The following is a 12,683-nucleotide window of genomic DNA, read 5'->3' as shown; positions in this document are numbered from 1 at the left end:
ACCGGTTAATCAGCTACTTTCAGTTGAAACTGACTTCACTCGATCGATTCGACCGGCTTGCTGAGTTCCTGATTAGTCGCGAATTACATACGAATGACAGCAATCACCCTCAAGCCTGATACGGCACCTTACGATACACCGGAATTCTTGAAAAACTCAGATACATCCGGAGAGTTGCTCAGGTATTTCCCCGGAAATTGAGCGTCATACCCCAAAGTCGCCGTGGCCTCCAGAAGGCTAATCATAAGGTGGCAAACTCTCATTCCGGAGTATATTCTTATATGATTTTTTGAGGAGTTGTAGACCTCCAAAGTAATAGGGCGTGCGCAGCCTTCCCCAAAGCCAGGAGACACATGGGTAGAGAGCAATGTATTTAGACCAAGTCGAGCCAATCCAGAAATATTAGACAGCCCACCCACCAAACGCCTAGAAAGACCAATATTCTCAACCGTAGCAGCCAATAAGAACTCACCAGGAGCGATGACGTAACCATCAACACCAATAGTCCTACGCTTGCCCTGCGGGTAGCTGCCCCCCCTCAATACATCGACCTCTGCCTCAGTCCTTTCAAAAACAACAATGTCTTTAGACAGATGAAGACAAATGGAAGACGCTCGAACAGATAAATCCCTCTCGGACTTAACGACCAGCTCACCCGAGCCAATGACTGAACGAATACCTTGATCGGAAAGCATATTATTTACTCCTACCCAACATCGCCCCAACCACCATCCTCGTACCAAAGGGGACAAAATCCTTCCAATTCCTCCTTGAGGAGATCAATTCACGCACCAGCGTACCGGTAACGTTCTTTGTCATATAGTCACTATGTGAGGGGCGAAAAACTTCGACTACCATATCGTGATCCTCGATCAATTTTTTCTTATATTCCTCCCACTCACTAAAAACCCGCATAAAATGCACAACCTCAGCCCCAAACTCTAATTTTATTTCAGGAAGAGATGCAGCTGGACAATCAATTTTAAACGGAACGATCTTATAGCGTTTTTCCGAAACACCCCAACTGGTTAGCGAAAGCGTAATCATTCGCTTACGATCTTCGAAAGAGTATGGATTTCCTTCCATCGTTCCTCTGTGAGGTAAAATCTGACATTCTTCCACTAATTTTATGTCTGGCTGAGTTATACCAATTATGCAAAATTCAGACTTTGAAATCCCGTGCAACACATACTCGAAATGTTCATGATGGAATGGTTGAAAACGCCCATGCACCATACCAATCTTGACTTTTTCAACCTTACTTCCATGCCGCAACAAACTCAAGGATTGATCTTCAAGCCTGAACGGGTAAAGAGCTCCAGCTCGTTGATCTAAATTGATATTCACCCCACGCTCCCATAAATCATCGAAGGTCTCGACAAAATAGGGTGCAAGTGAATCGTCATTATCCTTACCCTCAAAAATAAGCTGGGCATTCTTCCAACCCGACGAGTCCGCCTCGTACACCGACAAAGCCGTTACCACCCCATCAACAATCAATAGCCTAAGGGGTGGCTTTTTCGGATAAAGCCTCAACTCAAAATGGTATCCATTTTCACGTAAATCATTAAGCATCTTGATAGTCGAAATTATTTTATTTCTAAAGTCTCGCTGCTTTCCCTTATCCGCACTCAACCTATCAAGATCGTTACTAAAAGGATCCATTAGCATAATCTTGACCAATCCCGGCGTCTTATTCCGACGGAAAAACTCAGTCTTTTCTAATGTTTCCTTTAAAAACTTCTCTCCCGCAATCCCAAAAAACCGAAAGCTACTCTTTGTTTTTTTTGAAATACTCTCCGGCGGGGTATCAGAAAGCTTTTTTATCGAAGTCAAGCCAATATTAGTGGATCCAACCACTACATCTTTAAAGTGCGCCAGCGCTGATTCGACCCCCGCAGCGGCGGCGATATTATAGGAGACAATAATACCGATGATAAAAAATGCAGCTGACACCACATATGAATATGGATCTGCCTCTTTCACCGTCAACGCGATAGCCATAACCGCGACCATGACCACGAAAAACAAAGCCACAAATTTTGAAGGTATACCTCTAAACCAGCCTACAACCCACTTCATAGCCGCTCCTCAGCTAGATAAAAAACTGAAAGCCGCCCTTTCCCATAGGTGCTAGATGCTTGCAGTGTCCGGGCAATATTACATCATTCTCTAACCAAATCTGGTCAATGGCTTGAAATTCCTCACACCGATAACTACCATTCACACGTCGCTGTCAATCCAGTGACCGGGCGTCGCGGCCCGCAATGCAAAAGGCGCTCAGCGCCCCACCACCACAATCGCAGGCGCTTTTTTTGTGCCCGCTTTCTGTGCAATGGCGGCTGTGCGTGGGAGACCTTCGGGTCTGCCGGGTTTCCTTTTGCCTCGGTCCGCGAACCCGCGTACAGCTGCCACCCTAATCGTTTCGCGGCGATAGCTGGCAGCTTAACTGCAAAAGGAGTTCCGCCATGAGAAAGGGAATACCCGACCCACCCTGCTGTGCCACATACACCTTCGGCACCTGTAACAACCATCACGCCCCACTCTTCACCGTCCGTCCCGGCGTTTTTGCCGAGGATGCGCTGGTCCATGCCATTCAACTCGTACAACAGGTCTACCAGGCCACAACCTTGTCCCGTGAAGAGGTGCAAGGCGATGCCCGGCGGATGCTGGGCGGCGCGCAGTTGTCGTTGGAAATGATAGAGGCGCTGTTGAACAAGGTGCTGGATGGGCTGGTGCTGTTGCCGACCAATCCACCTGCGCCTGATCGGCCAGGGCGACTGGAAAAACCGATCAGACGAGAGGATTTCAGCTAGGAGTGGGATACGTGTCTGGCTGGCAGGTCTGTCGCCAGACGCGTTGAGTGACTGTTTCGAGGATTGGTGATTGGGTTTCTCTCACAGCTCCCAGCGGAGCTGCATGGGGCCAGAGGTGATAGAGCATCACCGGCAAACCTCCTACAAGTGATCGCTCATGTTTTGCAACTGCATGGCACCGGCTACGCCGGTGATCGCGGGGCAAGCCCGCTCCCACGCTGGTGATGGCGACAACATGACAACTGGGCGATTACCTGCAGTTTGGCGAAAGATCTCGGTTGGGTGCCTCAGGTCAAATGCCCCTCCCGCGATAGTTTCCACATCTGCATCTCCTGCGGCGTCAGGCTGGCCAGCACCTGCATGAAGGTTTCAGTCAGCTCACTGCTGACATTACCGTGGGCCCGGTAATTGCTCAGCAGATAGCGCTTCACCGTATTCGGCCAGTTGTTCGCCAGATGGGCGGCTTTGATGATGCCCTTGGCGTCCTGATAGTTGGCGGCGGGCTTGACCTGGATCAGCCGGCGCTCGAAGTGGCCGAAGCTCCAGTCGTCCTCGCGAGCCTCGAATTCGTCCAGCAGTTTCACCTTGTACAACGCAAGCTCGGGCATGCGTGATCTCCTTGTGATGGGGTGGAAGGAGACGGTAGGCGAATACGGCGGGAAGGGAAATGAACACGGTGTTGAGCATGGCGGGTGCCGGTTGGGATGGCCTGTCAGACGCCGGCTGCTGGGGCCGGTAGCAAGGGCTACCGCGCGGATTACGCAACCGGGCGCTCACCCAGTTTCTGCGCCAGCCTCAACAGGTAGCCATCCGGGTCCTGGACCAGGAACTGGCGCAACCCCACTTCGACGGCATCTGCGCGATACCAGACCTCCTCGCACGCCTGGAACAACGGCCAGCGATGGCGCTCCAGCCGTTCGAGCAGCGGCGCGACAGCGGCGACATCGATCTGCAGGTTGATTCCCCGCCCGAAGGGCTTTTCCAGCGGCCCGGTGAGCCAGTGATCATCGGCATCGAGCTGCTCGAGCATCACCTGCGCGCCGTGCAGGTCGAGGTAGGCGAAACGCTGCTCCGGGCGTTGATAGGCAATCTCGAAGCCCAGCAGCGATACCCAGAAATCCAGGCTGCTGTCGAGGTCGCTGACGATCAGTTCGGGCACCATCCTGTTGCGCTGTAGCATGCGGGTCGTCCTTGAGGGGTATGGGCAAGCGGACGACATGATAACGCTTACCCCAACTTCCACCAGCGTGGCCGGCAAGCACGAAACGAATGCGATATGGGCCGCAAGGCCTGGGCGCCTTTGGCATCAAAGCAGCCCAGCAGCAAGGCGACCGTGGGGGCGTCATCCACCGCGCCAAGGGAGCTGCCGCAGGTGACGCAGAAGGCGCGGCTGGAAACGTCGGAGGAACGGTACAGCGCCGGAGCCCCGCCCTCCCCGGTCCAGGTGACCGCCGCCTTGTCGAATTCAACCCAGCACAGGGTAAGGCTGCCGGAGTGGCGCTGGCACTGCCCGCACGAGCAGGTATGCGGAAACCGCGGCTCGCCCGTGGCGCTGAAACGGATACGGCCGCACAGGCAGCCGCCCTTGTAGGTAGTCATCGGGTCGCCTTCCGTGGAGGTTGCCGCACAATAGCCAACTTCTTGCGCATGGGGCGCCGTAAAAGTGTTACGCCGTATGGCATCCTGGCCTGCGCGCCTGCGCCACTGCTAAAGTGCGCGCCGCGGCCCTCCCGGCCCCAGCAATGATGGAAACCTGCCGATGGAAAGAATGATCCAGTTCGTGGCGGTGGTGGTGGTCTGCACCAGCATCGGCATCGCCTGCGAGCACTATGAAGTGAACCGCTACCTGAAATGGCTGCTGATGGCCCTGCCGGCGATTGTCTGGGTGCGCCTGCGCAATCCGTTGCAACGCTGAATTTGCGCATGGGTTTGCAGTAAACTCGTAGGCCTTAACGTGCCCAAGGCTGCCCCATGTCCCGCCTGACCCGACTGCTGTTGCCCGTGCTCCTGCTCGGCGCCCTCGCCGCCTGCGACCAGAAGCCCAGCCGCGAGGAACAGATCCTCGCCAACCTGCCCTTGCAGGAAGCCTACGACCACAACATCGAGCGCATGGCCGGGCTGCTGGCCATGACCCACGCGCAGGTGCCCCAGGACAAGATCAAGGAGGTGCTGCGCAAACACCTCACCGTCGAGGATCAGCGCCAGGACCTGTTCAAGTTGTACAGCGAGGAGCACTTCGACGACGCCGAATTCGCCAGCATCGTCCAGGCCACCCGCGACCCGGCCAAAGCCAAGGAACTGGGCCAGAGCGACGAGGGCAAGCGCCTGAGCGAAAAGCTCACCCGGCTGATGCGCGAGAGCGCCAGCGACCCCCAGGTCCAGGCCCTGGCTCAGGCGCGCATGCAGCAGGTCGAGGATGACCTGCAAGTACTGCAACAGGCCGCGCCCTGACCTGGAGGGCACAGGAATCAATCACGGCAAAGTCCGTGATTGTTGTGAGAAATCGGAGCGTCCTCCGTAATCTAATCCTGCAATTGCCCGCCTGCATGGTTCACCTCGCGCCTAGCGCGTAAGGTGAGGCACCTGCTGCATCCCATGAGGCCAAGGATTGCGATACATGCCACCCCACGCTCGGCGCCCCGACCTGCGCACACTTATACTCGTGCTCTGCGCCATCACCGCGCTGGTGATGCTGCTGGCCAGTTACTTCGCCAGTTACCGGGTGCAACGCCAACTGCTTATCGACAGTGCCCTGGAGGCCAACCGGGCGTACGCCGCCAAAGTGGCCGCCGTGACCGAGAACACCCTGGGCAACGCCCTGCAGCAACTGGCCTACAGCGCCAGCCAATGTGCCCGGCACCCCGATGACGATAACCTGGTACAGGCTGAAATCGACCGCCTGCAACAGCAAAGCAACCTGTTCAACTCAACCTTGCGGGTCAGCGCCCAAGGTGTGGTGCGCACGCTTGCGCCAGCGCCACTGCAACACCTGGCCGGTACCCAGGCCAGCTCGGCCGCGTCCCGGGAAGCCTTGCGCGAGCGCCGTACGCTGGTTTCCACCCCCTTCCTATCGGCGGCCGGCAATCTGTTGGTGATCATGTCGCAGCCGATCTTCGACGCCGACGGACGCTACCAGGGCTATATCGGCGGCAGCCTGTACCTGCGCGAACGCAACTTGCTCAACAGTCTGCTGGGTACGCACTTCTACCAGAACGGCGCCTACCTCTACGTGATCGATCGCAACCGTCGACTGCTGTTTCACCCCGACAGCCAGCGGGTCGGCACCCTGGTGGGCGATAACCCATTGGTCGACGATCTGCCTGGCCTGGACCAAGGTACCCGGCGGCTGATCAACAGCCAGGGCGTGGAAATGCTTGCCGGATTCGCCACGGTGCCCAGCACCGGCTGGGCCATCGTTTCCCAGCAACCGCTGCAACAGACCGTGGCACCGCTGCGCCACCTGATCCTCAATGTCATCGCCATATCCGCGCCGCTGGCCCTGTTCGGCTGCCTGCTGCTGTGCTGGCTGACGCAAGTCATCGCCCACCCGCTCAGACAACTGGCCACGGTCGCCCGGGGCCCGGGCGAGCAGCAGACCACCGAGCGCATCCACCAGGTTCGCGCCTGGTACGCCGAGGCTGCGGAGCTCAAACGCGCCCTGCTGTTCGGCCTGAACCTGTTGCAGGAGCGCATCGGCCGACTCAACCATGACGCCCAGACCGACCCGCTCACCGGACTGCTCAACCGCCGTGGCATGCAGCAGGCACTGCGTTTGCTGCAGGCCGAGAAACGCGGCTTCGCCGTGGTGGTGCTGGACATCGACCATTTCAAGCGGATCAACGACAGTCACGGCCATGACATCGGCGACCTGGTCCTGCAGCGGCTGGCAGGCCTGATGCGTGGTACCTGCCGAGAGGGCGACCTGCTGTGCCGCACCGGTGGCGAGGAGTTCCTGATGCTCCTGCCGGGCGCGGGACTGGAGGTGGCGACCGCCATCGCCGGCCACCTGCGCCTGACCGTGGAGCACACCCCTATCGAACCTATCGGCGGGATTACCCTGTCCCTGGGCGTGGCCAGCTGGCAGCCCCTGACGGGTGACGAGCCTGGCGATACCCTGCGCAAAGCTGACCAGGCGCTGTACCGGGCCAAGCAGAAGGGGCGCAACCGCGTGTGCATCGACAGCCAGGCCTGACACTTCGCCAGCACAGGCCGGAAAAAGGCCGGCCTCCTGCAGACTGCTGTAACATCCCGCGATTTTGTTCAAGGAAGACGCGCCATGCGCCGTTTGCTGTTCCTGTTGCTGGCCCTGAGCCTGACCTCGTGCGCGCCCCGCCTGCCCTCCCCAACACCTCCCGAGCCTGCCGCCACGCCGCTGACCCTGCTCGACCATGGGCGCTTCCGGCTCTGGTACGACTGCCAGCGCGGCGAGCCGCACCGTTTCAGCTTCACCCTCGGCAAGGACCAGGGTCACCTGCCTCGCGTCGATAACTTCCGTATCGATCGCAGCCTGCCCGAGGGTTGCATGGGCCAGTTCTCGGCCAAGGCCTACTCGACACCCAAGGGCTATCACCGCGGCCACCTGGCAGCCAACAATCATTTCGACGACGACCGGGTGGCGATGGACGCCTCCAACCTGATGAGCAATATCGTCCCGCAGTTGGCCTCGCACAATAGCCGCACCTGGTACCAGACCGAGCTGCTGACCGAATGCTACCGCGACCTGCGCCCGGTGACGGTAATCGGTGGCGTGGTGTTCGGCCATGCCGGCGCGGCCCTGGACAACGATGCCTTCGTCCAGTCCCACGGCATCGCCACGCCCGAGGCGTTCTGGAAGGTGCTGCTGACCGAGGATGAACACGGACAGCGCCAGGTCATCGCCTGGTGGATCCCGCACCAGGCCGGACTCGGTACCGACCTGAACCCATACTTGCGCAGCGTTCGCCAGATCGAGACTGCGCTTGGCCCGGACGAGCCGCCGATCGAGGTGCCCGAGCAGCTGAAAGATCAGCGCCCGCCCCACACCTGGCCACTGCCGGCGCATTGCGACCGAGAGTGAGGGGAAGCCTTCCCCCTGAAGAATGAGGCGCAGTCACGTTAAACTACTGTCCCTTTTCAAACCGGTACACGCAGGTACCGGTGTTTGCCGCCAAGGACGTTGCCGTGCCGAAGATCCAGCGTTTCACTCTCCTCCCTCTGGCAGCGCTTGGCCTGCTCACCCTCGTGGCCTGCAGCGCCAACCCCGAAGCCAGCGCAAAAGTCGACGCCGCCGCCCTGTCCGGTTTCACGGCGGCCATGCAGAGCGCCCTCATCAACCGCATCGATGCCGCCAACCAAGGCACTCTGGTTGGCGTAGTCACGCTCAAGCTCACCCTGGACCGGAACAATCGCCCCATCGCCTGCAAGGCCGTGCGCAGTTCGATTGTCCATGAACGGCTGTTGCCCTTGGGCGTCACGGCATCTCCCTTGAGCCAATTGAAGCAACTGGTCGAGCACGAATGCTGGAGAACCACCTACCCGCCAGTGCCTGAAGGCCTGTTCGAGAACGACCAGGTGGAAGTGATCGCCCCCCTTGTGCTGATCTCTCGCCTGCCGATGCCGCGGCCCTGAGTCCCACATCCGGTGCTAACAGGCATCCGGATGTCGCCCCCGACAAAGCGCCCTCGCCCTGCCGCTTGTCTACTGGCCCGAGAACAACGACGGCGCGCCCCGAGCGCGTCGCATCCGTCCAGGCTGCCAAGACCACCGGAGAGCACCCCATGTCCATCGCCCACGAGGTCCCACCCGCCACCTTGCGGCGGGTGATCGCTGCCTCGGCCATTGGCAACTTCGTCGAATGGTTCGACTTCGCCGTCTACGGTTTCCTCGCCACGCTGATCGCCAGCCAGTTCTTCGCCAGCGAGGATGAAAGCGTCGCCCTGCTCAAGACCTTCGCCGTGTTTGCCGTGGCCTTCGCCCTGCGCCCGCTGGGCGGCATCGTGTTCGGCGCGCTGGGCGACCGCCTCGGGCGCAAGCGCATCCTGTCGCTGACCATCCTGCTGATGGCCGGCTCCACCACGCTGATCGGCCTGCTGCCGACCTATGCCAGCATTGGCGTGCTGGCCCCGGCGCTGCTCACCCTTGCCCGTTGCCTGCAGGGGTTTTCCGCAGGGGGTGAATATGCCGGCGCTTGCGCCTACCTGATGGAGCACGCGCCACGGGGCAGACGGGCGTTCTACGGCAGCTTCGTGCCAGTCTCGACCTTCTCCGCTTTCGCCTGCGCGGCGGTCATCGCCTATGGCCTGGAGGCAAGCCTCACAGCCGAGGCGATGAATGCCTGGGGTTGGCGTATTCCGTTCCTCGTCGCCGCGCCGCTGGGCCTGGTCGGCCTGTACCTGCGCTGGCGCATGGAAGAAACCCCGGCGTTTCGCCAGGCAGTGGCCGAAGGCAAGGCACACAACCATTCGCCGCTGGGCGATACCCTGCGCCACCATGGCCGCACCATCCGCAACCTCGGCGCGTTCATCTCGCTGACGGCGCTGTCGTTCTACATGTTCACCACCTACTTCGCCACCTACCTGCAGACGGTCGGCCACCTGAGCCGCGCCCAGGCGCTACTGGTCTCGACCGTGGCGCTGCTGTTCGCCGCGGCCGGCTGCCCACTGGCAGGCGCCTTTTCCGATCGTGTCGGGCGACGCCGGACCATTGGCTTCACTTGCCTGTGGGTGATGGTCGCGGTGTTCCCGGCCTACTGGCTGGCCAGTTCGGGGTCGCTGACCGGGGCATTGCTGGGGGTGATCCTGCTGGCCATCGGCGCGCTGATGAGTGGCGTGGTCACCGCCGCGCTGCTGTCGGAGTGCTTCCCCACCCGCAGCCGCTACACCGCCTCGGCGATCACCTACAACGTTGCCTACACCCTGTTCGGTGGCACCGCGCCGCTGGTGGCGACCTGGTTGATCGAACAAAGCGGCAGCCGCCTGGCGCCGGCGTTCTACCTGGTGGTGATTGCCTTGCTGGCATTGATCGGCGGGCTGGCATTGCCGGAGACCGCGCAGGTTTCGCTGCATGAGGAAAACCTGGGCAACGACCCGTTGCAGGCATCCCAGGGGCTTTAAGACTGGGAAAGCAACCATCGCGGGGCATGTCGCATCGAAGCGCCGATGCAACATGCCCCGCGATCGGCGTTATGCCAGGTCGAACCTGTCCAACTCCATCACTTTCACCCACGCCGCCACGAAGTCCTTGACGAACTTCTCCCTGGCATCGCTGCTGCCATACACCTCGCTCAAGGCACGCAGTTGCGCATGGGAGCCGAACACCAGGTCGACCCGGCTGGCGGTCCATTTCACCTGGCCGGTCTTGCGCTCACGGCCTTCGAACGCCTCGTTGTCCGCCGAGATCGGCTTCCACTCCACGCCCATGTCCAGCAGGTTGCGGAAGAAGTCGTTGCTGAGCACGCCGACCCTGTCGGTGAACACGCCCTCCTTGCTGCCGCCATGATTGGCGCCAAGCACCCGCAGGCCGCCGATCAGCACGGTCAGCTCCGGTGCGGTGAGCGTCAGCAACTGGGCCTTGTCCAGCAGCAATTTCTCGGCCTTGACGCTGTAGCGGGCCTTGCTGAAGTTGCGGAAACCGTCGGCCAGAGGCTCAAGCACCGCGAACGACTCGACATCGGTCTGCTCCTGCGAGGCATCCACGCGCCCCGGATGGAACGGCACGCTGATGTTGTGCCCGGCATCCTTGGCGGCTTTCTCCACCGCCGCGCTGCCGGCCAGCACGATCAGGTCGGCCAGGGAGATCGTGTTCCCGCCCTCGCTGCGGATCTTCTCCAGCGCCGCCAGCACCTTGTCCAGCCCCTGGTTCGCCGGCCAACCGTTCTGCGGCGCCAGGCGCAGGCGGCCGCCGTTGGCGCCGCCGCGCTTGTCGGAACCGCGGAAGGTCGAGGCCGCGGCCCAGGCGGCGGACACCAGTTCGCCGACACTCAGCCCCGAAGCCAGCACCTTGGCCTTGAGCGCGGCGATATCGGCGTCGCTGGGTTGAGGCCCTGCCTTGGGCAGCGGGTCCTGCCACAGCAGCTCCTCGTTGGGCATTTCCGGCCCGAGGTAGCGTGCCAGCGGGCCCATGTCGCGGTGGATCAGCTTGTACCAGGCACGGGCGAAGGCATCGGCGAGCTGGTCGGGGTTATCCTTGAAGCGCCGGGCGATGGGCTCATAGATCGGGTCGAAGCGCAGCGCCAGGTCAGAGGTGAGCATCGACGGCGCGTGCTTCTTGCCGGGATCATGGGCATCAGGCACGGTCCCCGCGCCCTTGCCATCCTTCGGCCGCCACTGGTGGGCGCCAGCCGGGCTCTTGGTCAGTTCCCACTCGAAGTTGAACAGGTTGTTCAGGTACTCGTTGCTCCACTGAGTCGGGGTCGAGGTCCAGGTCACTTCCAGGCCGCTGGTGATGGTGTCGCCGCCCTTGCCGGTGCCGAACTTGTTGCTCCAGCCCAGGCCCTGCAGCTCGAGGCCCGCCGCTTCCGGCTCGGCGCCGACATTGTCGGCGGGGCCGGCGCCGTGGGTCTTGCCGAAGGCATGGCCGCCGGCGATCAGCGCCACCGTCTCTTCATCGTTCATGGCCATGCGGCCAAAGGTCTCGCGAATGTCCTTGCCGGATTTCACCGGATCGGGCTCGCCCTCCGGTCCTTCCGGGTTGACGTAGATCAGGCCCATCTGCACGGCGGCCAACGGGTTTTCCAGGTTGCGCTCGGCAGACAGGTCGCGGTTCTGCTCCTCGCCATGCTTGGCGGGCTCGGCCACCAGGTCACCCTGGCCGGGCGGCTGGGCCTTGACCTGTTCCTTGCCGTAGCGGGTGTCACCACCCAGCCAGACCTTCTCCGAGCCCCAGTACACGTCCTCGTCGGGCTCCCACACATCGGCGCGGCCACCGGAAAAACCGAAGGTCTTGAAGCCCATGGATTCGAGGGCGACGTTGCCGGTAAGCACGATCAGGTCCGCCCAGGAGATCTTGTTGCCGTACTTCTGCTTGATCGGCCACAACAGGCGCCGGGCCTTGTCCAGGCTGACGTTGTCCGGCCAGCTGTTGAGCGGGGCGAAGCGTTGCTGGCCGGAGCCGGCGCCGCCACGGCCATCGCCGATGCGATAGGTACCGGCGCTGTGCCAGGCCATGCGGATGAACAACGGGCCATAGTGGCCGAAGTCGGCCGGCCACCAGTCCTGGGAGTCGGTCATCAAGGCGCTCAGGTCTTTTTTCAAGGCCTGGAAGTCGAGGCTCTTGAACGCCTTGGCGTAGTCGAAGTCCGGGTCCATGGGGTCGGACTTGCTGGAGTGCTGGTGGAGGATCTTCAGGTTGAGCTGGTCAGGCCACCAGTCACGGTTGCTGGTGCCGCCACCGGCGGTCTGGTGGAACGGGCATTTCGATTCGTTCGCCATCTGCTTCTACCTTTAGGGTCGGTTCAATTCAGATTTCCGGGCGTTCTTGTAATTGCGCTGCCAGGTGTTGGATCAGGCGTTCGCCAAGCGCGCCTGCCCCTCATCGGTTATGGCCGGGCACACCTGTGCGCCGGCTTTTCACGGAACCAGCAGAAAGACTAGCCGAGCCTGGGCAGAGGTCTAATAGAGGCGATATTGGGGGGTGATAGCCTGGCTCTGTCAGCCTGTGGCGCCGGCAGATCAGGATCGTCACATTGATCTGTTCAACTGGGCTCGCCCCGATGCAAAAGCACATTCGGCCGTCCTTCGCGATAGCGGCCGCCCCCGCGCCAGGGACGGCGCAGTCACGGGCCTGATGGCACTTGCCTGGCCAAGTGCATGTACAACTCGGACGAAATGCGCCTCGCGCCCTTTCGTACCGCGGCAAGTGAAGGCACAATGCGTGTCCTTTTTTTGGCCG

13 protein-coding genes are annotated in these 12,683 nt (G+C 60.9%); 7 read left to right on the top strand and 6 right to left on the bottom strand.

The features are described from left to right. Positions 1-128: 128 nt before the first annotated feature. On the bottom strand, positions 129-695 hold the full coding sequence (locus tag DFS21_RS26440; RefSeq protein WP_146603137.1) for a hypothetical protein: 567 nt from the start codon (positions 693-695) through the stop codon (positions 129-131). A 1-nt stretch (position 696) separates the two neighbouring features. Further along, the gene (locus DFS21_RS10535; protein WP_111532265.1) at positions 697-2,082 is read right to left on the bottom strand and encodes a hypothetical protein; all 1,386 of its coding nucleotides are present in this window, start codon (positions 2,080-2,082) and stop codon (positions 697-699) included. A 386-nt stretch (positions 2,083-2,468) separates the two neighbouring features. Between DFS21_RS10535 and DFS21_RS10530 the strand changes: the two genes are divergently transcribed. Continuing rightward, complete coding sequence (locus DFS21_RS10530) at positions 2,469-2,816, top strand: DUF6124 family protein (protein WP_111532264.1); 348 nt, start codon at positions 2,469-2,471, stop codon at positions 2,814-2,816. A gap of 287 nt (positions 2,817-3,103) precedes the next feature. Here DFS21_RS10530 and DFS21_RS10525 read toward each other — a convergent pair whose 3' ends face one another. The 3 genes from DFS21_RS10525 to DFS21_RS10515 form a co-directional block, all read right to left on the bottom strand. After that, positions 3,104-3,424, bottom strand: coding sequence for a hypothetical protein (locus DFS21_RS10525; protein ID WP_111532263.1), 321 nt, complete (start codon positions 3,422-3,424; stop codon positions 3,104-3,106). Positions 3,425-3,573: 149 nt separating this feature from the next. Continuing rightward, entirely contained in the window at positions 3,574-3,996 is a 423-nt protein-coding gene (locus DFS21_RS10520) for a VOC family protein (protein ID WP_110701677.1), read from the bottom strand. A gap of 47 nt (positions 3,997-4,043) precedes the next feature. Next, a complete protein-coding gene (locus DFS21_RS10515) occupies positions 4,044-4,415 on the bottom strand; it encodes a GFA family protein (protein ID WP_111532262.1) in 372 nt (123 codons plus the stop codon). A 160-nt stretch (positions 4,416-4,575) separates the two neighbouring features. Between DFS21_RS10515 and DFS21_RS26615 the strand changes: the two genes are divergently transcribed. The 6 genes from DFS21_RS26615 to DFS21_RS10490 all read left to right on the top strand — a co-directional run bounded on the left by DFS21_RS26615 (position 4,576) and on the right by DFS21_RS10490 (position 9,907). Further along, positions 4,576-4,731 (top strand): hypothetical protein, encoded by a 156-nt coding sequence (locus DFS21_RS26615; RefSeq protein WP_156177603.1) that lies wholly within the window; start codon positions 4,576-4,578, stop codon positions 4,729-4,731. A 56-nt stretch (positions 4,732-4,787) separates the two neighbouring features. Next, on the top strand, positions 4,788-5,267 hold the full coding sequence (locus tag DFS21_RS10510) for a hypothetical protein (RefSeq protein ID WP_110701673.1): 480 nt from the start codon (positions 4,788-4,790) through the stop codon (positions 5,265-5,267). Positions 5,268-5,433: 166 nt separating this feature from the next. Continuing rightward, complete coding sequence (locus tag DFS21_RS10505; RefSeq protein ID WP_110701671.1) at positions 5,434-7,008, top strand: diguanylate cyclase; 1,575 nt, start codon at positions 5,434-5,436, stop codon at positions 7,006-7,008. A gap of 84 nt (positions 7,009-7,092) precedes the next feature. Then, positions 7,093-7,872, top strand: coding sequence for a DNA/RNA non-specific endonuclease (locus DFS21_RS10500; RefSeq protein ID WP_111532261.1), 780 nt, complete (start codon positions 7,093-7,095; stop codon positions 7,870-7,872). 104 nt (positions 7,873-7,976) lie between these two features. Further along, a complete protein-coding gene (locus DFS21_RS10495) occupies positions 7,977-8,423 on the top strand; it encodes a hypothetical protein (RefSeq protein ID WP_110701667.1) in 447 nt (148 codons plus the stop codon). Between the two features lie 149 nt (positions 8,424-8,572). Beyond that, positions 8,573-9,907 carry an MFS transporter gene (locus tag DFS21_RS10490; RefSeq protein WP_110701666.1) on the top strand — a complete coding sequence of 445 codons (1,335 nt, stop codon included), beginning with the start codon at positions 8,573-8,575 and terminating at the stop codon, positions 9,905-9,907. A gap of 69 nt (positions 9,908-9,976) precedes the next feature. On the opposite strand, the gene katG is transcribed toward DFS21_RS10490, so the two are convergent. Further along, positions 9,977-12,223, bottom strand: a complete 2,247-nt coding sequence (gene katG / locus DFS21_RS10485; protein ID WP_110701663.1) for a catalase/peroxidase HPI — start codon at positions 12,221-12,223, stop codon at positions 9,977-9,979. Positions 12,224-12,683 lie beyond the last annotated feature (460 nt).

Origin of the sequence: Pseudomonas sp. 2848, from assembly GCF_003253945.1 — a bacterium.
Taxonomy (GTDB): domain Bacteria; phylum Pseudomonadota; class Gammaproteobacteria; order Pseudomonadales; family Pseudomonadaceae; genus Aquipseudomonas.
The sequence above is the reverse complement of the archived record's forward strand: the minus strand, read 5'-3'. Positions and strand labels throughout refer to the sequence as shown.